The sequence below is a fragment of the Methanococcoides sp. DA23 genome, from assembly GCF_057593895.1.
The window spans coordinates 787617-811460 of sequence record NZ_CM172520.1; the positions used below are offsets into that span (position 1 = coordinate 787617).

The 23844-nt window shown below is 44.9% G+C and carries 17 protein-coding genes, 2 tRNA genes, 4 rRNA genes and 1 pseudogene; 20 read left to right on the forward strand and 4 right to left on the reverse strand.

The window, feature by feature from the left end; translation table 11 throughout:
• The first annotated feature begins 17 nt into the window (after positions 1-17).
• The 5 genes and pseudogenes from AC20MK_RS03985 to AC20MK_RS04005 form a co-directional block, all read left to right on the forward strand.
• Complete coding sequence (locus AC20MK_RS03985; protein ID WP_487356702.1) at positions 18-1268, forward strand: nickel-dependent lactate racemase family protein; 1251 nt, start codon at positions 18-20, stop codon at positions 1266-1268.
• A gap of 12 nt (positions 1269-1280) precedes the next feature.
• Positions 1281-2705 carry an FAD-binding oxidoreductase gene (locus AC20MK_RS03990; RefSeq protein ID WP_487356703.1) on the forward strand — a complete coding sequence of 475 codons (1425 nt, stop codon included), beginning with the start codon at positions 1281-1283 and terminating at the stop codon, positions 2703-2705.
• Positions 2706-3803, forward strand: a complete 1098-nt coding sequence (locus AC20MK_RS03995) for a (Fe-S)-binding protein (RefSeq protein WP_487356704.1) — start codon at positions 2706-2708, stop codon at positions 3801-3803.
• Positions 3804-4069: 266 nt separating this feature from the next.
• The gene (locus AC20MK_RS04000; RefSeq protein WP_487356705.1) at positions 4070-5758 is read left to right on the forward strand and encodes a PAS domain S-box protein; all 1689 of its coding nucleotides are present in this window, start codon (positions 4070-4072) and stop codon (positions 5756-5758) included.
• A gap of 18 nt (positions 5759-5776) precedes the next feature.
• Positions 5777-6019: pseudogene (locus AC20MK_RS04005) on the forward strand (ATP-binding protein); the annotation flags it as partial.
• Between the two features lie 2 nt (positions 6020-6021).
• Here the strand turns inward: AC20MK_RS04005 and AC20MK_RS04010 are convergent.
• The 3 genes from AC20MK_RS04010 to AC20MK_RS04020 form a co-directional block, all read right to left on the reverse strand.
• Positions 6022-6429, reverse strand: a complete 408-nt coding sequence (locus tag AC20MK_RS04010; RefSeq protein WP_487356706.1) for a fasciclin domain-containing protein — start codon at positions 6427-6429, stop codon at positions 6022-6024.
• A gap of 67 nt (positions 6430-6496) precedes the next feature.
• On the reverse strand, positions 6497-7033 hold the full coding sequence (locus AC20MK_RS04015; protein ID WP_487356707.1) for a KH domain-containing protein: 537 nt from the start codon (positions 7031-7033) through the stop codon (positions 6497-6499).
• A gap of 41 nt (positions 7034-7074) precedes the next feature.
• Positions 7075-7878 carry a serine protein kinase RIO gene (locus AC20MK_RS04020; protein ID WP_487356708.1) on the reverse strand — a complete coding sequence of 268 codons (804 nt, stop codon included), beginning with the start codon at positions 7876-7878 and terminating at the stop codon, positions 7075-7077.
• A gap of 879 nt (positions 7879-8757) precedes the next feature.
• On the opposite strand from AC20MK_RS04020, the gene AC20MK_RS04025 reads away from it, so the two are divergent.
• From AC20MK_RS04025 to AC20MK_RS04095, 15 genes are all read left to right on the forward strand, one after another.
• A 16S ribosomal RNA gene (locus AC20MK_RS04025) occupies positions 8758-10233 on the forward strand.
• Between the two features lie 95 nt (positions 10234-10328).
• Positions 10329-10401 (forward strand) — tRNA-Ala (locus AC20MK_RS04030).
• Positions 10402-10547: 146 nt separating this feature from the next.
• Positions 10548-13475, forward strand: a 23S ribosomal RNA gene (locus AC20MK_RS04035).
• Between the two features lie 69 nt (positions 13476-13544).
• Positions 13545-13665 (forward strand): 5S ribosomal RNA (gene rrf, locus AC20MK_RS04040).
• A gap of 196 nt (positions 13666-13861) precedes the next feature.
• Positions 13862-13933 (forward strand) — tRNA-Cys (locus tag AC20MK_RS04045).
• Positions 13934-13956: 23 nt separating this feature from the next.
• A 5S ribosomal RNA gene (gene rrf / locus AC20MK_RS04050) occupies positions 13957-14077 on the forward strand.
• Together the 16S, 23S and 5S rRNA genes with 2 tRNA genes alongside form the textbook arrangement of a ribosomal RNA operon.
• Before the next feature lie 218 nt (positions 14078-14295).
• Positions 14296-15336: a permease gene (locus AC20MK_RS04055; protein ID WP_487356709.1), complete on the forward strand. Its 1041-nt coding sequence runs from the start codon at positions 14296-14298 to the stop codon at positions 15334-15336.
• A 45-nt stretch (positions 15337-15381) separates the two neighbouring features.
• A complete protein-coding gene (arsB, locus tag AC20MK_RS04060) occupies positions 15382-16419 on the forward strand; it encodes an ACR3 family arsenite efflux transporter (protein WP_487356710.1) in 1038 nt (345 codons plus the stop codon).
• Between the two features lie 13 nt (positions 16420-16432).
• A complete protein-coding gene (locus AC20MK_RS04065; RefSeq protein ID WP_487356711.1) occupies positions 16433-17122 on the forward strand; it encodes a metallophosphoesterase family protein in 690 nt (229 codons plus the stop codon).
• A 57-nt stretch (positions 17123-17179) separates the two neighbouring features.
• Positions 17180-17413, forward strand: coding sequence for a thioredoxin family protein (locus AC20MK_RS04070; RefSeq protein ID WP_487356712.1), 234 nt, complete (start codon positions 17180-17182; stop codon positions 17411-17413).
• Between the two features lie 18 nt (positions 17414-17431).
• Positions 17432-17812 carry a putative zinc-binding protein gene (locus AC20MK_RS04075; protein ID WP_487356713.1) on the forward strand — a complete coding sequence of 127 codons (381 nt, stop codon included), beginning with the start codon at positions 17432-17434 and terminating at the stop codon, positions 17810-17812.
• A gap of 100 nt (positions 17813-17912) precedes the next feature.
• Positions 17913-19364: a tRNA guanosine(15) transglycosylase TgtA gene (gene tgtA / locus AC20MK_RS04080; protein ID WP_487356714.1), complete on the forward strand. Its 1452-nt coding sequence runs from the start codon at positions 17913-17915 to the stop codon at positions 19362-19364.
• 54 nt (positions 19365-19418) lie between these two features.
• Positions 19419-20360 (forward strand): UbiA prenyltransferase family protein, encoded by a 942-nt coding sequence (locus tag AC20MK_RS04085; protein ID WP_487356715.1) that lies wholly within the window; start codon positions 19419-19421, stop codon positions 20358-20360.
• Between the two features lie 15 nt (positions 20361-20375).
• A complete protein-coding gene (locus AC20MK_RS04090; protein ID WP_487356716.1) occupies positions 20376-21533 on the forward strand; it encodes an NAD(P)/FAD-dependent oxidoreductase in 1158 nt (385 codons plus the stop codon).
• A gap of 4 nt (positions 21534-21537) precedes the next feature.
• Positions 21538-22683: a radical SAM/SPASM domain-containing protein gene (locus AC20MK_RS04095; protein ID WP_487356717.1), complete on the forward strand. Its 1146-nt coding sequence runs from the start codon at positions 21538-21540 to the stop codon at positions 22681-22683.
• A gap of 264 nt (positions 22684-22947) precedes the next feature.
• On the opposite strand, the gene AC20MK_RS04100 is transcribed toward AC20MK_RS04095, so the two are convergent.
• Complete coding sequence (locus AC20MK_RS04100; RefSeq protein ID WP_487356718.1) at positions 22948-23805, reverse strand: coiled-coil protein; 858 nt, start codon at positions 23803-23805, stop codon at positions 22948-22950.
• Between the last annotated feature and the right edge of the window lie 39 nt (positions 23806-23844).

The following is a 23844-nucleotide window of genomic DNA, read 5'->3' on the forward strand; positions in this document are numbered from 1 at the left end:
TAAAAGGAGCAACAATAATGAATGTAAAGATCCCCTATGGAAAAGACTTTGTTGATATCGATGTGACCATTCCTCATGAGGTCTTATCCCCCAACGAACCAGAAGTAGGGGACGAGTCCAGCATAATTTTAGAAGCTCTTTCTAACCCTGTTGAAATGGAACCCTTCGAGGAATTTGCGAACAATGCCGACAAAATGCTCGTTATTGTGAACGATGCCACACGGCCTACGCCTACTGCCCGGGTTCTTGAAGAGGTGCAGGATACCTTACGTTCTCATCCTGATGTGAAGTTCATAATTGCTACAGGTGCACACAGGGGACCCACTGAAGATGAGTTCAGATTTATTTTCGGAAACCTGTATGATGAGTTCAAAGATTCCATCTATGTTCACGATGCAAGGAAAGATGAGGATATGGAATATCTTGGTGTCTCCTCTAACGGCACAGAGATGTACATCAATAAGATGGTAAGGGAAGCAGGTAACATCCTTGTTATAGGTAGTGTCGAACCACATTATTTTGCAGGGTACACCGGTGGCAGGAAAGCCTTCCTTCCCGGAGTTGCCGGTTTTAAGACGATCGAGATGAATCACAAGCATGCTCTTTCAAATAAGGCCCAGTCCCTTGCTCTTGAGGGCAACCCTGTGGCAGAGGATATGACCGATGCCATGGCAGTTCTTAGTGATCTCAATATATTTTCCATACAGACTATATTGACTGCAGACCATGGGCTTTATGCGATGTCTGCAGGTGACCTTTTCAAGTCCTTTGATGCAGCCGTGGAAAAGGCAAATGAGGTATTCTGTACCAGTGCCACTAAAAAAGGTAATATCGTACTGACCGCTGCTCCGTATCCTATGGATATCGATCTTTACCAGTCGCAAAAAGCCCTTGAGAATGGAAGGCTTGCTCTTGAGGAGGGTGGTATTATTATCATGGTCTCAAAATGTCGTGATGGGGTGGGGGAGGATACATTCCTGAACCTGCTGAGTTCCTCTGCTACATGTGAGGATGTCATGGAAAAGACCTCGCAATGCTATAAGCTTGGTTTCCACAAGGCTGCGAGAATGGCACAGATCGGTACAATGGCGAAGATGTGGGCAGTTTCTGACCTTGATGACGAAATACTGCTCCGTGCAAAACTTGAGCCTCAGGAAAGCATCCAGAAGGCTTTTGATAAAGCGGTGGCTACTATAAAAGCAGAGGGTAAAGAACCTTATGCGATAATCCTTCCTCAGGGAAGTCTTACTATTCCACTTATTGAATGAACAGGAGTAAAAATGGAAAAACAGATCATCGACAGGCTTCGGGAAGTTGTGGGGGATGAGAATATAAGCACATCCACTGCGGAACTGTATGCCTATTCCACAGATGCCGGAATACACCGCAGCATGCCCGATGCTGTCCTCAGGCCAAAGAACACTGAAGAGGTGGCAGGTGTAGTGAAACTTGCAAATGAGCTTCTCTTCCCTGTAGTGCCCAGGGGTGCAGGAACTGCTCTTTGCGGGCATAGTGTACCTGTTGCAGCAGGGGTTGTCATGGACCTTCAAAGGATGAATGCTATCAAAGAGCTTCACATTGAGGATCTGTATGTGGTCGTTGAGCCCGGGGTTATCCATAAGGACCTGAACGCTAAACTTAAGGAATACGGTTTTTTCATACCGGGTCCTTCCAGTGGGAACGTTGCGAACATTGGTGGCATGGTGGCTACGAATGCTTCCGGTGGCAATGCTGTGAAGTATGGTGCTACAAGGGACTATGTTCTTGGAATGGAAGTTGTCCTTCCTACGGGGGAAATTGCACGGTTCGGGTCAAGGACATTGAAGAACTCTGCCGGATACCAGCTCGAAAAGCTGATGTGCGGTATGGAGGGTACGCTTGGTATTATCACGGAGGTAAATCTCAGGATCATTCCCCTTCCAGAAGCTACTGCGGTTGCAGTGGCTGTTTTTGAGACACTTGAAGATGCGGGCAGGTGCGTTTCTAATATCATTGCTTATCCTGTCATTCCTTCCGGGCTGGAATTGATGTCCCGTGTTTGTATTGAAGCGGTGAACAAGGCTGTATGTCTTGGACTTCCCGATGAAGAGGCAATACTGTTGATAGAGGTCGATGGCAGTTCTCATGATGTGAAGGATCAGATCGGGAAAGTGACGGAGATCTGTAAGGGGTCCGGTTCCATATCTGTTGATTTTACTTATGATGCCGAGCGGAAAGAGGAATTATGGAAGGGCAGGAAGGCGATGATACCTGCTTTGTCAAAGTACCATGATGACCTTGTGACAGTGATGCTTGCCGATGATATGGCCGTACCCATGAGCAAGGTGCCGGAAGCTGTGAAGGCTTTTCAGGCTATTTCGGATAAATATGATATTATTATTGCAAGTTATGGTCATTCCGGGGATGGCAATCTGCACACGAAGGTCCTGATGGACCCGACAATGCAGTCACATTGGGATCAGGCGGAGAAGGCGGTCTCGGAGATCTATGAGAAGGTCATGGAGCTTGGTGGCACGATAACCGGTGAGCATGGTGTTGGGATGACGAAAGCCCCATTCTTCCTTAGGGAAAGGGAATCAAGCCTTGAGGTTATGAAGGTGATCAAGAAAGGGCTTGATCCGAACAATATTATGAACCCGTACAAGATAATGGACTGGGATGAAAATTTCATTGCGCGTCTTCGATATCATGTGGAGGATGAGTGAATGCGAACCGATAATCTGGATAAGTGGAAAAAGGAACTGGTCAATTGTACTCAGTGTGGGTTCTGTAAGGATGTATGTCCTATTTTTGCTGATGTCGAGTGGGATTCTTCGGTGGCAAGGGGTAAGATGGCACTTTGCTATGGACTTTATTCAGGCGATATCGAACCGGATGAGTCTGTTGTTGAGAGGCTGTATCAGTGCACGACCTGTGCGGATTGTACTCGTAGGTGTCCTTCTTCAACAGATGTTGTGGGGGTTGTGGAGGCTGTAAGGAAGGACCTTGTGGCTTCAGATATTATGAGTCCTACTCATCGTAAGATCGCAGAATCTATTGCAATGCTGGGTAATCCTTTCGGGGAGGGGAAGAGTAGGCTTGAGATGTTTGGTGAGAAACCACACAAGGCAAAGATCGCTTATTTTACTGGTTGTAGTGCAGCCTATAGGAATAAGGGGACTGCAGAGGCAGGTATCTCTATATTGAAAAAGCTTGGGGCGGATTATACGCTGCTTGATGAGGTATGTTGTGGCAGTGTTCTTGGAAGGCTTGGTTTTTCTGATGACAATATCAGGCGACAGGCAGAGGCCAATGTCAAAGCGATCGAAGCGACCGGTGCAGAAATAGTTCTGTTCTCATGTGCTGGTTGTTTGAGGATGTTCAGGAAAGAGTATCCGCAATTCATGGAATTGCCGTTCAAGGCTCTGCATTTCATTGAGTGGTTGAGCGAACAGGAGCTGCCCCTTAAGCCTTATGAAAAAACTGTGACATATCATGACCCATGTCATATTGGCCGACATCTTGGTATCTATGATGCACCCCGGGATGTCATCAATAAGATCCCTGATATTGAATTTGTGGAGATGGCTGATAGCAGGGAATCTGCACGCTGCTGTGGCGGCGGTGGTGGCGTAAGGGCACAGTTCCCGGAAATTTCCGGAAATATTGCTTCTAAGCGTGTGGGTCAGGCTGAGATTGCCGATGTGTTGTTGACAACATGTCCGTTTTGTGTCAATAATCTCGCTCTTGGAATCGATGAAAGTTCAAAATTGGTGGTAAAGGACCTTCTTGAATTAGTTGATGAACTTCTTGAAGATGGATGACCTTATTTGATGGTGACAAACTTCCTTCGGGGATCTTTGTCATTTATGCTTTTTATTCATTATCGATTTAAAAAAATTTCAAAGAATTTAAAATAAACCTCTCTCCTGATCACTAATATATTTAGATGTGTGCCTGATATTACCAAAAGGTTCACATGCACTTAGGTAATATTGCCTGCTGTGGTATGTACGGTATGGATGTCAATATGAACTAATAACTATTGTTCATGTAGTCGTTGATGTAAAAAGTGCAATGTGGATTATGAATGTTTTCTGAAAGGGAATTAAAGCAGACTTCAGATGCAATATTAGATCTTGTTGATCGAGATCCTGGTCGTTCAGAGCAGTGGCTTTCTGATGGTTATGGCAGAATTGATGCATATCCACAGATCTTTAATGAAATGGTGTGCGCATACGCTTTGCATGAGATCATTTGCGATGGGGGTGGAGTTCCGATAGATTATCGTTTCCTTGACGTTAATCCGGCTTTTGAGAGAATCGTTGGCCTGAAGAAAGACGATGTCATCGGAAAAAGTGTTCTGGATATTTTCCCTCATATGGATGTCTCATGGGTTGATAAATATGGAAAGGTAGCACTGACCGGCGAGAGTGCTCATTTTGATGATTATTCGTTTTTTGGTGATCGTTTTTATGAGGTGAATGTTTTCTGTCCCCGTAGTGGTGAATTCGCAATGACATTCTCTGATATCACCGAACGCAGATGTGTTAATGATGCTCTGGAAATGCAGAAACGTGATCTGAATAAACAGGGGTATGATCTTGAATGTCTGCTTAAGGTTTCAAGCATATTAAATGTTCTTCCTTCTTTGAATGAGGGTTTTCGGAAGGTAGTTGACACTGTTCTTTCTGATATGAGGGGTCGATCAGTTACCGGTTGTCGCCTTATTTATGAGGACAATGTTTTCCAGGCTGGGCTTTTCATCGATTCGAATTGGAAATGTAAGTCGGATATAATCGTTGATGATATTGTCCATGGTAGTTTCGAGGTTTGGTATTCTGGGGATACTCCTGATGGTAGTGGTGATAAGTTCCAGAATGATGGTGGATTTGTGGATTCGGTCACTCGGTCTTTACGTACATTCGTTGAAATGAAGCTTGTTCAGAATGATCTCAATATATTCAAGTCGATATCGGATAAGGTAAATTATGGGATCTCTATACTTGATATAGATGGAAATATCATATATGTGAATGAAGCATTTTCTCAACTTCATGGCTATTCTGTGGAGGAGCTCCTTGGAACTCATTTCTTGATGTTCTATGATGAAAGTCAAGTTCCGCGCTTGAAGCACCTTCTGGGTAATCTTCTGAATTCAGATTGCTGTGTGGACGAAGAGGTGTGGCATATGAGGAAGAACGGAAGTATCTTCCCGGCGATCCTTGAATGTGATCTTATCTTTGATGATGATAATATGCCTTCTTACATCTTTGTTGCACTGAAGGATGTAGCTGAAAAGAAAAAAGCGGATGATGCTTTAAAGCGTGCAATGTCAATGGCTGATGCTGCAAATTGTTCTAAGAGCGAGTTCCTTGCTAGTGTAAGTCATGAACTTCGAACTCCGTTGAATTCCATTGTTGGCTTTTCCGAGATATTGTTGGATGGCCGCTGTGGGGATCTGAATGATGTCCAGAGGAGATACCTTCAGAATGTTTCAAATAGTGGTAATTATCTTTCGGAACTCATAAATGAGATCCTTGAAATTTCGAGTATCGAAGCCGGGAATGCAGAAGTACATGTGGAGGAGTTTAGTATCTTGCATTCTGTTCTGGAGGTCAAGGACTCTCTTATGCATTCAATTTTATTAAAGGGTCTTTCTTTTGTTTGTGATGTGGATCCTGAGCTCCCACCGATCCGTGCGGATAAGATAAAGTTCAATCATATATTGCATAATCTTTTAACAAATGCTGTCAAGTTTACTTCCGATCGTGGTTAGGTCGGGGTTCAGGTAAGTGCTATTGGGGATATGGCACATATTGTGATCTGGGATGATGGCATTGGGATCCCTCGGGAGCAGTTGCCTCATCTTTATGATAAGTTCTATCAGGTTGATGGTTCTGCCAAACGAAAGTATGGCGGTACGGGACTTGGACTTGCACTTACAAAAAAGCTGGTAAACCTCAATGAAGGTCAGATGTGGGTGGAAAGTGAGGTTGGTGTGGGTACTAAGGTCCACGTGATGCTGCCTTTAAAATGAGCTTATGGGATAAGGATCTCCTCGATCACATGTATCACTCCGTTTGTACATTCGATATCTTCCTTTTTTATTTCGATACCGTTGATAAGGAGCTTTCCATTGTTTGAGACTTTGAGTATTTTTCCATTGAGTGCAGTAAGTGCTTGGATATTTTTAAGGTCGGATGTGAGGTATTTTCCTTCAACAATATGGTAGTTTATAATATCCATTAGGTACTCGTGATCATCAAAAGCTTCCTCGATCACACTGTCAGGAATTGGTTCAAATGCTCTTTCAATGGGGGCAAAAATTGTGAATGGACCTTCGCTACTGAATTTATTGGAGAGTCCAAGCTTTTTTGCGGCACTTATAAGTGTCGAGAAATCTCCCATTTCAATTGCTGTTTCGACTATGTTCTTTTGTTCACTCATGGATATCTCCCTATTTTTCCAGGAATGTTAAAGGTGGATGATCACTATTAGTGTCATCCTTTTAGTTTTAGTATGAGTCAAGCTGTGAGCGCATAAGGTCTTGTTTCTTCTTTTCGAGGAAACTGTATACTGCACCATGGGTTGCACCACCGATGAGCATATCCATCGCTGTCCTTACGATGAGGATCTGGTCTGGATGGCCTATTGCACTTACTGTTTTTCCATATACAGACATTTTGACACCTATGAGACTTTCTATTATTTCTCGTGTCTTTCCGCCTTTTCCTATTATTCTGCCTTTGAGGCGCAGTAATTCCTTTGAAGTGGATGCGGTCTGGGAAAGATCGATTATTTCAAGCATTATAAGGTCGTCATCAAAGAATATGTACGTTTTCTCGGGGTTGAATCCTCTGCCTATTGCTTGAATAACATCTGCTGCTCTCATTGCACCAACAGGGTCATCTCCTGCTATTACTTCGACTGTACCGTTCTCACTGTCGATGTTAAGTGTTGCAGTGGATCTTTCTTCGATCATTTTTTTGACGGTGCCTTGTGGGCCGATTATTGCGCCGATTCTGTCCTGGGGTACTTTGATATGGGTCATATGGTCTACCTGCTGATTATTGTAATTATAGTTTGCGCTTTTTAGTTTTCGTTCCCTGCATTTTTTATGCGTTCGTAAACGCTTTCGGGAGTCTCATCAATTTTGAAACGCTTAAAGTATCTTAGTATGTTCTCAATGTCTCTTTTTAGGAATATATCTGCTCGTGGATGTTCCAGGGTCACTGATTGCCCCATGTCGATCATTATGGGTGTCAGGTCATTGGTGTCGATGAGTATGTTGTATTCGCTAAGATCCCCATGTACAAGACTTGCTTTAGTGTAGAGCTTGTGCATGTCATCTATAATAGTTTCGAATATCTGTTTACCATCTTCAAGTTCGAGCTTTATATCTTTTAAAGCGGGGAATGGTCTTTCGTTCTCACCCATGAACTCCATAATAAGTATGTTCCTTTCTGTGATTATGGGTACGGGTACGCGTATGCCGGCTTCATTTGCACGTATGAGGTTACGGAATTCCTTTTTGGTCCATGCAAAGATGATGTCCCTTTTGTTGTGTCGGATGTTAGTGAAGCGCGGATCTCCGAGGATGTAGTCTTCCATTGACCTGAATGTGCTGGAGGATATTCTGTATATCTTTATGGCAATGTCGTGTTCTTCTCCCTCTCCGAGGAATACATTTGCCTCTTTCCCTGTGCTTATGGATCCGCCAAGTGCCTGTACTATTCCTTTATTAGATAGTGTATATAGGGATTTTAGAGTTGCATCATCGAATACATTTTCAGTTACTTTCAGTGTATTGCTGTCTTTGCGTCTTATGCGTAATTTATCAACAGCGGTGTCAAGACGCTTTACTTTAGTATCCAGTCCTTCTTTCCCTTCTTTCATGATCGACCTTTTAGGAATTTTTTCATTGCTCTATGAATGCGCTCCATACTGACGTTCTCATCCAAGTATCTGAATTTGACATGTTTTGTGTCTGGGATGTTCTCAATGGTCGCAAGTACTTCTCTGCTTCTTTGCGTTGCTCTTCATCCCTATTTATTGATATCTTGTGCAAATTTAATTCAGCTTTGGATCTCGTCCAATATACCTTGCTACCTATGTAGCATTTATTGTTAAAGGTTGCGTATGCTCCAGTTTTTAAGGTTTGTTTATGATCGGGGGATATGTTTGTTATGTTCGTGTGGCTGTTGTTAATTTTGACTTTGTTTTATATTTACAAGCATTCAAAACTCATTGCTTACGATATGTATTTATATCGGTCCTTACAATTAGGAGTTCTCGCAAGGCGGGTGAATAAGCAAGACTGCAATGGCGCAGATATTGCTTTGCAACTTGTTGTTGTGAGTTATAAAGTGTACAAGGAATCAATACCCTTATATACCACTCCTTACAATTAGGAGTTCTCGCAAGGCGAGTGAATAAGCAGGCTGCAATTGTGCAGATATTGCTTTGTAGCTTGTTGTTGTGAGTTACGAGGTTTATAAGGAATCAATACCCTTATATACAAAGAAAACATATTTACTGTTCCGCACAATGCGCGGAATTTTAATCACCTTCAATTCAAGATCATTGGTGGAGACCGGAGCTTTTTCGGTCTGACGTTGAATTTGGCAGTTCGATTAATTCTGACTGATAGTGTAAATCTATCTATCGAGAACTAATCGAAATTGTGCATGAATAAGTAACTCTCTAATTCACTTTAGAGTGTTCTTTTCCGACAATTTTTAAGTTTAACTTCCAATTAGTGTGCTTTAACAACAAACTCTGGTTGATCCTGCCAGAGGTTACTGCTATCGGTGTTCGACTAAGCCATGCGAGTCATATGTTCTTCGTGAACATGGCGGACTGCTCAGTAACACGTGGATAACCTGCCCTTAGGTTCGGCATAACTCCGGGAAACTGGAGATAATTCCGAATAGGTCAAATATGCTGGAATGCTTTTTGGCCAAAAGACTTCGGTTGCCTAAGGATGGATCTGCGGTCTATCAGGTAGTAGTGGGTGTAACGTACCTACTAGCCTACGACGGATATGGGTTGTGAGAGCAAGAGCCCAGAGATGGATTCTGAGACATGAATCCAGGCCCTACGGGGCGCAGCAGGCGCGAAAACTTTACAATGCGGGAAACCGCGATAAGGGGACACCGAGTGCCAGCATTTATGTTGGCTGTCCACATGTGTAAACGGCATGTGTTAGCAAGGGCCGGGCAAGACCGGTGCCAGCCGCCGCGGTAACACCGGCGGCCCGAGTGGTAATCACTTTTATTGGGTCTAAAGGGTCCGTAGCCGGTTTGATCAGTTCTTCGGGAAATCTGACAGCTCAACTGTTAGGCTTCCGGGGAATACTGTCAGACTTGGGACCGGGAGAGGTAAGAGGTACTACAGGGGTAGGAGTGAAATCTTGTAATCCCTGTGGGACCACCAGTGGCGAAGGCGTCTTACCAGAACGGGTCCGACGGTGAGGGACGAAAGCTGGGGGCACGAACCGGATTAGATACCCGGGTAGTCCCAGCCGTAAACGATGTTCGCTAGGTGTCAGGGGCGGTGCGACCGCTTCTGGTGCCGTAGGGAAGCCGTGAAGCGAACCACCTGGGAAGTACGGCCGCAAGGCTGAAACTTAAAGGAATTGGCGGGGGAGCACTACAACGGGTGGAGCCTGCGGTTTAATTGGACTCAACGCCGGAAAACTCACCGGGGGCGACAGCAAAATGTAGGTCAAGCTAAAGACTTTACCTGAATCGCTGAGAGGAGGTGCATGGCCGTCGTCAGTTCGTACTGTGAAGCATCCTGTTAAGTCAGGCAACGAGCGAGACCCGTGCCCACTGTTGCCAGCATGTCCTTCGGGATGATGGGTACTCTGTGGGGACCGCTGGTGCTAAACCAGAGGAAGGTGCGGGCTACGGTAGGTCAGTATGCCCCGAATCTCCCGGGCTACACGCGGGCTACAATGGTTGGGACAATGGGTCCCTACACCGAAAGGTGATGGTAATCTCTTAAACCCAACCGTAGTTCGAATCGAGGACTGTAACTCGTCCTCGTGAAGCTGGAATCCGTAGTAATCGCGTTTCAACATAGCGCGGTGAATACGTCCCTGCTCCTTGCACACACCGCCCGTCAAACCACCCGAGTGAGGTATGGGTGAGGGCACGGACTTAGTGCCGTGTTCGAACCTAAATTTCGCAAGGGGGGTTAAGTCGTAACAAGGTAGCCGTAGGGGAATCTGCGGCTGGATCACCTCCTAAGCAAGATCCGCACAAAGCGGATCACCGCTATCAGTCAGAAATCGATAAACTGTCAAATTCAACAAACCACTTTCAATGAAACACAGTTCGTGAGGGCGTGTAGATCAGTTGGAAGATCGCCGCCTTTGCAAGGCGGAGGCCTAGGGTTCGAATCCCTACACGTCCATTGGATCATTTACGATTCACAATCATCAAGTGCACCAGGCAAGTAACGTTGCCCGGGAAGGATGGATGTGCCTGATACCCCATATCAGGTGCTATGAGATCATGTATAAATATTACATATCAGACGCTCACTGGACAAAGTGAGATGGACTCTGGTAATTATGCCGTCAGGTGGATGGCTCGGCTCAAGCGCTGATGAAGGACGTGCCAAGCTGCGATAAGCCCAGGGTAGGTGCATGGAACCTATGAACCTGGGATTTCCTAATGAGACCTCTTAGCACATTTGTGCTGATCAGTAATGATCGGGAACGCCCCGAATTGAAACATCTTAGTAGGGGCAGGAAGAGAAATCGAAGAGATGCCGTTAGTAATGGCGAATGAACACGGCACAGTTCAAACTGAATCCCTCCAGTAATGTGAGGGAGATGTGGTGTTGTAGGAACTTTCTAAGATTCCGACCTTTTCTTAGCTGAACTTTTCTGGAACGTTAGACCATAGAGTGTGATAGTCACGTAAGCAATGAAAAGAGGAATTGGAAATGTTCCTGAGTATCGTGTGTTGGAAATCACGCGAGAATTTGGGAGGCACCAACTTCCAAAACTAAATACGTCTTGAGACCGATAGCGAAATAGTAGGGTGACCGAAAACTGAAAAGTACCCCCAAAAGGGAGGTTAAAAGTGCCTGAAACCTGATGGTGATGGAGCGATATGGCATGAAAGGATCTTTGGTTCGAAGGAATCAACCGCGAGGTTGTAGTACGAGTTCCAATGCCGATGTCATATCATACGTTTTGAAGAACGGGCCAGGGAGTGTAACTAAGTGGCGATGGCTAACCTTTTATCTGGGAAGCCGAAGCGAAAGCAACATGCGTGCAACCTTTACGGGTGAGACGCGGCGTATACAAGTGCGTGGAGTCACTAAGTTACGACCCGAAGCCGGGTGATCTAGGCGTGGGCAGGTTGAAGCGTGGCGAAAGCTACGTGGAGGACCGCAAGCGGTATTGATCTGCAAATCATTCGTGTGACCTGCGTCTCGGAGTGAAAGGCTAATCTAACCCGGCATCAGCTGGTTCCTTCCGAAACATGTCGTAGCATGACCTAACTGGAGATAGTCGGTGGAGTAGAGCACTGATTGATGGTCCTGGGGAAGAAATTCCTCACCCGTCTGTCAAACTCCGAACCCACCGTCGTCGTAGAAGGTTGGAGTCCGGACTACTGGGGTAAGCCTGTAGTCCGTAAGGGAGACAACCCAGCCCGTGGTTAAGGTCCCTAAGTGTCGACTAAGTGTTAATACTAAAGGGCGTCCCAAGCCCTAGACAGCTGGAAGGTTAGCTTAGAAGCAGCTATCCTTTAAAGAGTGCGTAACAGCCCACCAGTCGAGGTTTGGGGCCCCGAAAATGGACGGGGCTCAAGTCGACCACCGATACCACGGAGTACCGAAAGGTAATCTTGTAGGAAGGCGTTGCGTTTGGGTAGAAGCAGGGCTGTGAAGTCCTGTGGACCGAGCGGAAACGAAAATCCTGGTAATAGTAGCAGCATAGTTAGGTGAGAATCCTAACCGCCGAAGGGGCTAGGTTTCCTCGGCAATGATCGTCAGCCGAGGGTTAGTCGGTCCTAAGTTGTACCGTAATTCGAGTACATCAAAAGGGAAACAGGTTAATATTCCTGTACTATTCAACAATAAAACTGACGTTTTGGGGCAGGCTGAGCGGCGCTGTCGCGCCGTTTAAGCATCTAAATCTGTGGAGAGCCGTAATGGCGAGAAGCAGACGAATATGTTATGACGAAAGTCGGCTGCACCCCGGAACCCGTGAAAAGGGAGTTGAATATCCGTACCGAGATCTGACACAGGTGCCCCTAGCTGAAAAGGCTAAGGCGTGTCGGAATAATTTGGCTAAGGGAATTCGGCAAATTGGCTCCGTAACTTCGGGAGAAGGAGTGCCTGCCGTGAAGACGGCAGGTCGCAGTGACCAGGGAACTCTAACTGTCTAATATCAACATAGGAGATCGCAAACCCGTAAGGGCTAGTACGATCTCTGAATCCTGCTCAGTGCAGGTACCTGAAACTTCGGTTCAACGGAAAGAAGGGCCTGTAAACAGCGGGGGTAACTATGACCCTCTTAAGGTAGCGTAGTACCTTGTCGCTTAATTGGCGACTTGCATGAATGGATCAATGAGAGTTCTACTGTCCCTAGCCAGAGTCCGGTGAAGCTTACATTCTAGTGCAGAGTCTAGAGACCTCTAGGGGGAAGTGAAGACCCCGTGGAGCTTTACTGCAGCCTGTCGCTGGGTTGTGATTTTGGATGTACAGTGTAGGTAGGAGACGTCGAAGCCGGTGCGCCAGCATCGGTGGAGTCGCAATTGGGACACTACCCTTCCAAAGTTACGACCCTCACTCCGTGAGGAGGACCCCGATAGGTGGGCAGTTTGCCTGGGGCGGGACGCCCTTGAAAAGATATCAAGGGCGCGCAATGGTTAACTCAAGTGGGTCGGAAACCTACTGAAGAGTGCAAGAGCATAAGTTAGCCTGACGTGATTCAGCACAGTAGTGGATCACGAGACGAAAGTCGGTTCTAGCGAACCTTTATGTCCCGCTTGGTGCGGGCTAAAGATGACAGAAAAGTTACCCCGGGGATAATTGAGTCGTTGCCGGCAAGAGCACATATCGACCCGGCAGCTTGCTACCTCGATGTCGGTTCTTTCCATCCTGGCTGTGCAGCAGCAGCCAAGGGTGAGGTTGTTCGCCTATTAAAGGAGATCGTGAGCTGGGTTTAGACCGTCGTGAGACAGGTCGGTTACTATCTACTAGAGGTGTATGTGGTCTGAGGGTAAGTTGCTTTTAGTACGAGAGGAACAGAGCAACGGCGCCACTGGTCGATCGGTTGTCTGACAAGGCACTGCCGAGCAGCTACGCGCTAAGGAATAAGAGCTGAATGCATCTAAGCTCGAAATCTAACCTAAAAAGAGACCACTTTAAGGATTCCGGTAAAAGACCGGATCGATAGGAATGGGATGTAAGCACCAAGGCAACGAGGTGTTCAGTCCGCATTTACTAATATCCGTGCCTCATCTGTCTCGCTTTGTCCAGGCGAAATCTGATATGTAATACAATATACGTGATCACAATCCGTTAATTTGAATGAGTATGGCGGCCATAGCGGTAGGGCCACTCCTGTTCCCATCCGAACACAGAAGATAAGTCTACCCACGTTGTTTACTGTACTGAAGTACGAGAGTCTTCGGGAAATCTACATCGCTGCTATGCTCACTCTATCCAAATCTTTTCTTGACTGATTTTTAACTCAATAGTCGTGACTCTAATTTTCAGCATTTTCAACGATCATTAATTTCATTTCTAACTTATCATGCTATCTATCGTACCTCATTTCATAGTATCAATTATTGTCACAAGGTAAAAGTTTATATGCATGTTTCACCTACTAGAGACTACATTCCTAATTGCCAAGGTGGCGGAGCGGCTACGCAATCGCCTGCAGAGCGATACCATTCCGGTTCGAATCCGGACCTTGGCTTCATTCATTGATAATAGTGAGAGTATGGCGGCCATAGCGGCAGGGCAACTCCTGTTCCCATCCGAACACAGAAGATAAGCCTGCCCACGTTGCTTACTGTACTGAAGTACGAGAGTCTTCGGGAAATCTGCATCGCTGCTATGCTCACTCTTATTAATTGGCTTTTCTTTAACTGGTTCTAGATCATTAATTTTGACTTTATTTTTCTGATATGTTTCGATTCATGATTATATTTTGCAGTTTTGATCTTGACTGGAAGTACTTCACTTTAATATCTATTAGGTCATTTTGAATCTTTTGCAGCAATTCAATAATAGTTGAAATAGATATGCTTATATAGTATTTCAACATTATTTGAAATTATGTCCCCTGATTATCTACTATATCTTATGAATGCAGGTGTTCAATCAGTTCAGAACTACCTTGCATTGCATGTGCTTCTATGCTTGATACCTGCATTCTTCCTTGCAGGTGCAATAGCTTCACTGTTCTCTAAAGAGTCAGTATTGAAGTTCTTCGGAGCAGATGCACCAAAATATGTATCGTACTCAATAGCTGCAGCTTCAGGATGCCTCCTTGCTGTGTGTAGTTGCACCGTACTCCCACTATTCGCAGGGATCTACAAAAGAGGAGCTGGGATTGGCCCTGCAACTACATTCCTGTTCTCTGCACCAGCCATTAACATACTCGCAATAGTTTATACTGCCAAGATCCTTGGCTATGATCTGGGTTTGGCAAGGGCTGTTGTTGCTGTCTCTTTATCCATTGTTGTCGGACTTACAATGGCATCGATGTTTGAAAGGGGCAATGTGGAAAGAAAGAAGATCACCACTTTCGGAGAAGAAAAACACAAGAACAGTGCAATGTTGTTCATCCTGCTTATGGGAATCCTTGTTGTTCCGGAGATATTCACTGCATGGACGATGATGGCAGCAATACTTGTTCCTCTGATAGCTGTTACTATCTATCTGTCTTTCAAATGGTTCACCCGTGAGGAGCTCTCTTCATGGATGGGGGAGACATGGTTCCTTGTAAAACAGATCACACCTCTTCTTCTGATCGGTGTGTTCTTTGCAGGGGTAATTGTGGAAGTTCTTCCATCAGAATATGTTGCCCGGTTCGTTGGCGGTGAATCTGTCTCATCAAACCTGATAGCATCTGTCTCGGGAGCCCTCATGTACTTCTCTACACTTACCGAAGTTCCGATTATCAGTGCTCTTACACTTCTTGGCATGGGTAAAGGTCCGGCACTATCAATGCTTCTGGCAGGACCAGCACTTAGTCTTCCGAACATGATAGTTATCAGCAGGATAATGGGTGCAAAAAGAGGGGCTTCATACATAATACTGGTAGTGGTAATTGCTACACTTGCAGGACTTGGATTTGGTTACGTTATCGGATGATCGTATCAATCGTATTCAAAAATAGATAAAGGTTGGGGGATTATAATGAGTGATGAAAAAAAGCTGGGATATTTCGAAAAATACCTGACCGTATGGATCTTTGCATGTATAGTCATTGGCATTGCTCTTGGTAGGATCTTTCCACAGATCTCCGGGACACTGGATTCGATGCAGGTATATGAAGTTTCAATTCCAATTGCTATCTGTCTTTTCTTCATGATCTATCCGATCATGGTTCAAATCGATTTCAAGCAGGTCGTAAAAGCAGGAAAGACCCCTAAACCTGTACTAACTACATTGATTATCAACTGGGCAGTAAAACCCTTTACCATGCTCTTCTTTGCATGGCTGTTCATGGCAAATGTATTCGCTCCTTATCTCACAGAGCTCCAGATCTCACAATACATAGCAGGAATGATATTGCTCGGTGTCGCTCCATGTACTGCAATGGTACTTGTATGGGGATATCTTGCAAAGGGTAATCAGGGTCATACATTGGTAATGGTTGCAATCAATTCCCTGGTTATGCTCTTCCTATATGCACCCCTTGCGAGATTCTTGCTTGGCATAAGTGATATCGTGGTTCCTTGGGAAACAATTCTGCTTTCTGTAAGCATGTATGTAGGCGTGCCTCTGTTTGCAGGATACCTTTCACGAAATTATCTGCTGGCAAACAAAGGAAAGGAATGGTTCGAGAACAGTTTCTCACCTGTAATGCATAACGTCTCTATCACTGCACTACTGGTCACATTGATCGCTTTGTTCTCACTTCAGGGAGATGTGATCCTTGATATGCCACTTGTGATAGCGATGATCGCAGTTCCCCTTCTGTTTCAGGTATTCTTCATATTCTTCCTTGGATATGGCATTGCTAAAGTGATTGGGATGACTTATGAAAATGCAGCACCAACAGCATTAATTGGTGCTTCGAACCATTTCGAAGTTGCAATTGCAGTCGCAGCAATGCTCTTTGGAATAAATTCGGGTGCAGCACTTGCGACCGTTGTGGGAGTACTCATAGAGGTTCCTGTGATGCTCGGACTTGTAAGCATATGTCTGAAGACAAAGCATATGTTCAAATAATGGGGTGAAGAAAATGAAACTCTTGATAATATCGGACATCCATGGAAACAAAGATGCCCTTGATGCCGTCCTTTCCGTTCCTCATGATGAAGTGATCTGCCTGGGCGATCTTGTGGACTATGGTCCTGATCCTTCTGAATGTATCGATCTCATCAAAAATGAGAACATAGCTACGATCAAAGGTAATCATGACAATGCAGTGGGTTCAAGGGTTGATTGCGGATGTGGGTACAAGTACAAGCACCTCTCCATCGCTACCAGGGAATACACGTGGGATCAGCTCAGCATCGATCATATGGATTATCTCCGGGGGCTACCACTCTATATTGAAAAGAGAGCTGGAAAGAAAAAGATGCATTTTGCTCATGGAAGCCCAAGGTCCATGTATGAATACATTAAGCCTGATACTCCTGAAGAAGGTGTACTTGAGATGATCGAAGGTGTGGATGCGGACCTTATTATAATTGGTCATTCTCATATTCCTTTCATCAGGCATGTAGGGGATGTGACAATAATAAATCCGGGTTCTGTGGGCCAGCCAAGGGATGGGGATGTGCGTGCAAGCTGTGCTGTATTTGATACGCAAACGCAGTCGGTACAGATGATCAGATGTGAGTATGATCTGGACATGGTGTGTCAGCGGATAGTGGAGAATATGCCCCATGCAGATGAACTCGTGGATATATTGAAAAGGGGTTATTGAGAAAATAATTAAACTCTAAAATACGTTTATCATTCAAAAATATTAAGAGGTTTAGATATGAAAATAGAAGTACTTGGCTCAGGTTGTGCAAAATGCAACAAATTAAAAGAATTGGTTGAAAAAGTAGTTAATGATAATGGCATTAGTGCCGAAATAACCAAAGTTGAAGATATAAACAAAATATTGGACTATGGTGTAATGATAACTCCCGGACTTGTCATCGATGGTGATGTTAAGATCGCAGGAAAGATCCCTTCAGAAGACAAAGTAAAGGAATGGCTCACCGAGTAAATACAGGTGGAACTAATAATGGCGGAAGATATAAAATGTGCATGCTGTTCCGGTAATGTCGGACTATTCTCATGCTCCGGTGCTTCCAATGTTGGTCAGCTTTCCAATCAGGTGGTTATCGAACTAAATGACAGGGAAGTTGGGAAAATGATGTGCTCAGTGGGTATTGGCGGAAAAGTATCTGGTCTTGTGAGATCAGCAGGAGGCTGTGACAGGATAATCGCAATAGACGGGTGCCCGCTGGAATGCACTAAAAAGGCACTTGAACTTTCAAACATAAACATTGACCGTCATATAATACTGACAGAGCTGGGTATAGCCAAGAACAAAAGTTTGAAAGTATCAGAATCCGATGTGGCAGAAGCATTTGAAAAGGTCTCCGAGATAATTTCAAATTGAAATAAATTGAACATAACGAGCTTAAATTAGATACTGGCAAATTTCATCTAAAAAGTGATGAAATACAAATATATAATATCAGCCAATATCTAATGCTCAAATGTCATCGATATTCGAGATTACCCACAAAGATGCAGCAGGACGCATTGGGAAGTTAAAAACGCCACACGGAACTGTGGAAACTCCCACCGTCATGCCTGTAATAAACCCGAACCTTCAGGTCATAAAACCTTCCGAAATGAGGGAATTCGGTGCCCAGATGTTAATAACTAACTCCTACATCATATCACGCAGAGACGAGCTTCGGGAAAAAGCCCTTAAGGACGGTCTGCATTCACTTCTTGATTTTGATGGCCCTATAATGACCGATTCCGGTTCTTTCCAGCTTTCGGTATACGGGGACATCGAGGTAACCAATGAACAGATCATCGAGTTCCAAAAAACGATTGGATCTGATGTTGGTGTCCCTCTTGACATACCTACTCCTCCGGATGTACCTAGGTCACGTGCGGAATCAGAACTGGAAACTACCATTGAACGTCTCATCGAAGCACGCAGCATGGTAGGTGACGAGATGCTTCTTGCAGGCCCTGTTCAGGGTTCCACATATACTGACCTGCGTGAAAAATGTGCAAGTACCATCAGTGAACACAAATTCGATGTATATCCCCTTGGTGCAGTCGTTCCTCTGATGGAATCCTATCGCTATGCTGAACTTGTTGACGTCATCGTCTCATCGAAAAAGGGCCTTGACCCAACCGTGCCCGTTCATCTTTTTGGTGCCGGTCACCCAATGATGTTCGCTCTGGCAGTAGCACTTGGATGCGACCTTTTCGATTCCGCAGCTTATGCACTCTATGCAAAGGACAGGCGATACATCACTTCCAAAGGAACATATCATATTGATAACCTGAGCTATCTTCCATGTTCCTGCCCCATATGTGTCTCACACACAGCAGAAGAGGTCAAAAAGGCCGACGATTGCAGTGATCTTCTGGCAAGGCACAACCTCTATGTGACATTTGAGGAAATTCGCCTCATAAAGCAATCCATAAAAGAAGGCAACCTGCTGGAACTTGTGGAACTGAGATGCCGCAGCCATCCAAGGATGCTCGAAGCATTGAAAAGGATGTACTCGCATTCTGACTGGATCGAAAAATACGACCCTGCATCCAAATCCACGTTCTTCTACTGTGGCCCCGAATCCTCACAAAGGCCGGAAGTCCTAAGATTCTCCAAAAGGCTTGAGCGCTTCACAATAAAAGGCACTGCTGTGATCAGACCGTTCTCAATGAGGACCTATCCTGAATCTGAGAATGACCTTATATTCAAAGCACCATTCGGTACATTCCCTGCTGAACTTTCCGAAGTATATCCGTTCAATGCGGAAGTGGTCGAAGACACCGATATAGAATCGTTAGGCAAGGCCCTTGAAAATACTATCAGGCTCATCGAATTGAATCCCGATGCAGAGTTTACTTTCATAAAGGGAAAAGAGCTTGAACATCCTCTATTTGAAAAACTGGAAAAGATCGCGGACGTCAAAGAGTAATTCTTTGATGTTCATTAAAAACGATAATTAAAGATCTCATCATTGGTGATTCATTTGGTATCAACAACAGGATCAAAAACGCGCAACCCCTACTTAGAACTGCTAAGGCCGGAGATAGCGGATATGGACTTTGCCCTTCCGGCATCGAGTGCACTGCTGGCATCTTATCTTGCCACATCTGCACTGCCTCCGCTCATTCCCTTCATAATTGCTGTCATAGGCGGATATGCTGCCATCACAAGCTCTTATGTGTATAATGATTGCTGTGATGTGGATATCGATAAGATAAACCTGCCTGACAGGCCACTGGCATCTGAAACATTATCCCGGAAAAATGGATTGACGTATTCACTCATCCTTTTCTTCGTAGCAGCAGTGGCAGCATTCTATCTAAATCCCGAATCTCTGTTCATACTTGTCATCGCAGTGGCGACCATTAGCATATATTCAATGTTCGCAAAGCGGATGACCTTTTTAAGCTTCATACCCGTGGGAATAGCATATGGGCTTGTTCCGGTAGGCATATGGCTTGCTTTCGATCCTGCTGGCATACTCAGAGGAAACGATGGTGTAATATTGCCATTACCTGCAATATTCTTCTTCATAATGATGTGTGTTGCCGATTGGGGTTTCACACTTTCAGGAGTGTGCAGGGATGTTGAAGGTGACCGTGAAAAAGGTGCACCCACATTCCCTGTGACATTTGGGGTGCCCAGAACATCCAAGTTCATCCTTGCATGCTGGGTAATTGGTATCCTCGCATCAATGGCCATTGGTATAACTGCAGAACTTGGTCCTGTCTTCTTTACAGGTGCCATACTTTCAGGTATATGGATGCTATCAAAAGCACTTGATTTTGTGAAAAATCCTCTTCCTGAACGCGGAGGTAGGTTGTTCCTTCAGGGTTCCAGGTACAGAGGTGTGATGTTTGGTTCACTCATACTCGATGTGATCCTTTCCATTGGTGTTTCTTCCTATGCGGGAATTCTTTGGTGATCGGAGGTAATAGAAATGGATGCTGATATTATTGTGATCGGTGCATCTCCTGCAGGACTTATGGCTGCACGCAATGCTTCGAGAAAAGGTGTGAAGGTCCTTCTCATTGATAAAAAGGAAATTATTGGACATCCCACACACCCTGCTAATACTTTCTTTAAAGGAATGTTCGACAGAGCAGGCGAAGTGGTGGATCAGAGCTATGTTATGAAGAATATGAATGGAGCATATCTGGTAGCACCATCTGGTGGCAGGGTTGCCATAGAAGCTCCTGCTTATTTCCTTGACCGTCTTAAATTCGATGAATTCTATGCCAAACAGACCCAGGATGCCGGTGTTGAGATGCGTATGGGTGTCGATGTACACAACATCTTAAGGAACAGCAATGGGATGTCGCTCAGTACGAACGATGGGGTGCTGACCTGTAAGATGGTCATCGTCTCAGATGGTATAAACTCAAAGCTTGCAGGTCTTCTCGGTCTTCAGCCCATGAAGTATTCCAACGATATCGCATGGGCAATGGAAGCGTTCGTAGAGGCCGATGGCATAGGCGAACCGGATATGTTCGAATATTATGTTGGTAACCACTGCCCCGGCTGGAAATCAACATATTCTCCATGTGGCAAGGACCTTGCTACCCTCGGTGTCTATGTCAGAAGGAACGGAAAAGATGTGACTCCATTCTTTGACAGGTGGGTGGAGAAATTCAAGACACTTAAAGGCATAGATGATCTTGTGATCCATGAAAGGGCAGTTGGCGGAGACCCAATCGTCACAATACCCAAACAGATGCATGCTGATGGTGTCATGCTCGTGGGTGGGGCTGCAGGCCAGTCCGGTATTGGCTATAGCATGCATGCTGGTCAGATGTGTGGTGATGTTGCCGCTGATGCCATTGCTAAAGGCGACGTTTCAGCCAAGGTCCTTTCTGAATATCGGAGTAAGTGGAACACTGAATACAGGGCTGAGTACGTTCTTGGTCGTATAGGTCTTGAGACCCTTCGCAAGATGGAGGACCGCGAGATCGATAGGCTAATGAAGACATTTGAAGGTGAGGACTTTTCCTTCCTTTCAGGTAATTCTACGCATAAGTGTATGCAACTTGGACTTTTCATGTTGAAGAAAGACCCTCGTTCCTTCCTTTCTTATAAGGCACTTTTGAGGAGCAAGTGAACTTATGGACTCTGGTAAAAGATATTATTTCTACAAGAACCCGTTCTTCAAGGTCTATGCTACAGTAGATGACGGTCTTTTAAAAATGCACACTTCAGGAGTCGCATCAAGGGCTATAAAACCGCTCACTTCCGATATGATGGACCTGTTCGATGGTAAGAAGCCCGCTGTTATAAAAGAGGATGAACTTATCTTCTCCACATGGATGCCTCCTATTCCAAGCAAAGCCTTTGACCGACTCGTGTCAAGCCAGATGGGATATATAAGGGGAAAAATGGTTCCTGAACAGGTTACTATTTCAATAACGGAGGAATGTCCCAATAAATGTCTCCATTGTGCTCTCCCTGATACGAAGAACAAAGCCACTTTACCTGTTGAAACTGTAAAGAACGTCATTGATCAGGTTCTTGGCCTAGGTTCAACCTTCATTGTCTTTGATGGTGGTGAACCGCTGACCTATGATGGTCTCGAAGAGCTCATCGAATATGTGGACCGGGAAAAGGCACTTACTGGCATGTTCACATCAGGTGTCGGACTGACCCTTGAGAAAGCAATGTCCCTAAAGGAAGCCGGTCTTGATATGATCAGCGTCAGTCTTGACAGTTCAAATGAAGCAGGTCATGATTCAATGCGTGGCCGTTCAGGCGTTTTCAACTCTGCCATTGCAGGGATAAAGAATTCACTGGATTCCGGGTTGCTTGTTAATATCTATGTCGTCATCTCTCCTAACAACATTGATGAACTGGATGATTTCTACACTCTGGCAACTGAGATGGGTGTACATGAGATCTCGTTCTTCGAGATAGTCCCTACTGGAAGGTGGATGGACAACTCGGATGGCCTGATGAGCTTAGAAGACCACAAGAAATTCGATTCTTTCGTAGAAAGGGCTGAAAAAATGGATGGTCCAAAACTGTTCCCTATCCCGCATGTCCTTAAGAAGATGGGCTGTTTTGCAGGCAGAAAATGGTTACACATTACTCCAGAAGGGGATATTTTCCCATGTGCGTGTCTGCCTTTGTCCTTTGGTAATATCGATCAGGACAAACTTGCTGATGTCTGGCGAAAGATTCGCAAAGATTCTACTTATAACGGGGGTATCTGCTTGATGAGAGACCCTGAGTTCAGGAAATTGCATAACTTTGATTGACCTTGTATTTTTTATATTTTCAAGGCTACGTTTTTCTATTTTTTTGTCGAGTTTTAATAACAATTCAAGCTCAAGTATTTTATGGATACCTCTTGGCTGATCGCCTATATTATCTCGATCTGAATATGGTCTAATATCTGTTATTGATGATAGCTCAAGCTATTTATCAATTAGATCATAGAAAAGTGGCAAAATAAGGTTAAAACAGTCAATAATAAAATTGAGGGCAAAGCCTGCCCTCATTAGTAAAATTACTTTTGTTGTTCAGAGCATGCCGGACTTCTGCAGTGTCATGAGGTTCTCTGTGGTGAGCTTCTCACCAGATTTGAACTTCTCAAATAGGTCTGCAGCATCTTTCCTGACATCTTCCATTGATGCGACCTTCTTTCCGTCGGTCTCTCCCTTACGCATCTTGCGAACTTCTTTGTCGATGTCCCTGATCTCTTTCTGTGCTGAAATGAACAGTTTGTGCTGTTCGTCAGCTTTCTCCTGGAACTCGACAAACTGCTTGTGAGCAGCGTCAGATTCTGCACGCATCTTGTCAGCTTCTTTGAATGTGGAGATCATCTTGTCATGATACTCCTGAGCTTTCTGTGCGTACTCTGAAAGGACATTGTGGAATTCGGAAGCCTCATCACGGATAGCTTGTGCTTCATCTAACAGGTTCTTAAGCTCGGTGTTGCTCTCGAGCTGGTCCTTCTTGACAACATATTGTTTCTGAAGTTCTGTTATTTTGCTGACAAGGTCCTTCTCCTTTGCAGGAGTGAGTACTTCTGTCTGCTGTGTGAATTCGAGACGGTCTATCTCCTTGCGGATATCCTTTATGGATGGACCTGTAAGATTACTTGCAGCACGCAGCGCATCGACTTTTGCGAATACTTCGTTAGCCTTTGCATTGATCTCGTCACGTTTTGCTTTGTTCTCTTTTACCTGCTCATTGTTCTCATCACGAAGCTTCTTGTATTCCTGGGCTTCATTGATAAGTTCTTTTGTGCTTTTGTTGAGATCATTGCGCTTCGCTGCTAGAGTGCTTGCTTCTGCGTTCAATGCATTTCGTTTCTCTTTGTACTCTTCGGACGCAGACTTTAAATCCTGCTTCTTTGTGTTCAGTTCTTTCATCATGCTCTATGAATCCTCCCGCTCCAGCAAAAAAGCTGGCAT

Excerpts from the sequence above, each read along its gene's own strand:
- AC20MK_RS03995 (WP_487356704.1), top strand. The coding sequence starts at position 2,706 with ATGCGAACCGATAATCTGGATAAGTGGAAAAAGGAACTGGTCAATTGT.
- tgtA (WP_487356714.1), top strand. The coding sequence starts at position 17,913 with ATGTCATCGATATTCGAGATTACCCACAAAGATGCAGCAGGACGCATT.
- AC20MK_RS04090 (WP_487356716.1), top strand. The coding sequence starts at position 20,376 with ATGGATGCTGATATTATTGTGATCGGTGCATCTCCTGCAGGACTTATG.
- AC20MK_RS04075 (WP_487356713.1), top strand. The coding sequence starts at position 17,432 with ATGGCGGAAGATATAAAATGTGCATGCTGTTCCGGTAATGTCGGACTA.
- arsB (WP_487356710.1), top strand. The coding sequence starts at position 15,382 with ATGAGTGATGAAAAAAAGCTGGGATATTTCGAAAAATACCTGACCGTA.
- AC20MK_RS04065 (WP_487356711.1), top strand. The coding sequence starts at position 16,433 with ATGAAACTCTTGATAATATCGGACATCCATGGAAACAAAGATGCCCTT.
- AC20MK_RS03990 (WP_487356703.1), top strand. The coding sequence starts at position 1,281 with ATGGAAAAACAGATCATCGACAGGCTTCGGGAAGTTGTGGGGGATGAG.
- AC20MK_RS04055 (WP_487356709.1), top strand. The coding sequence starts at position 14,296 with ATGTCCCCTGATTATCTACTATATCTTATGAATGCAGGTGTTCAATCA.
- AC20MK_RS04100 (WP_487356718.1), bottom strand. The coding sequence starts at position 23,805 with ATGATGAAAGAACTGAACACAAAGAAGCAGGATTTAAAGTCTGCGTCC.
- AC20MK_RS04070 (WP_487356712.1), top strand. The coding sequence starts at position 17,180 with ATGAAAATAGAAGTACTTGGCTCAGGTTGTGCAAAATGCAACAAATTA.
- AC20MK_RS04015 (WP_487356707.1), bottom strand. The coding sequence starts at position 7,033 with ATGACCCATATCAAAGTACCCCAGGACAGAATCGGCGCAATAATCGGC.
- AC20MK_RS04095 (WP_487356717.1), top strand. The coding sequence starts at position 21,538 with ATGGACTCTGGTAAAAGATATTATTTCTACAAGAACCCGTTCTTCAAG.
- AC20MK_RS04000 (WP_487356705.1), top strand. The coding sequence starts at position 4,070 with ATGTTTTCTGAAAGGGAATTAAAGCAGACTTCAGATGCAATATTAGAT.
- AC20MK_RS04010 (WP_487356706.1), bottom strand. The coding sequence starts at position 6,429 with ATGAGTGAACAAAAGAACATAGTCGAAACAGCAATTGAAATGGGAGAT.
- AC20MK_RS03985 (WP_487356702.1), top strand. The coding sequence starts at position 18 with ATGAATGTAAAGATCCCCTATGGAAAAGACTTTGTTGATATCGATGTG.
- AC20MK_RS04020 (WP_487356708.1), bottom strand. The coding sequence starts at position 7,878 with ATGAAAGAAGGGAAAGAAGGACTGGATACTAAAGTAAAGCGTCTTGAC.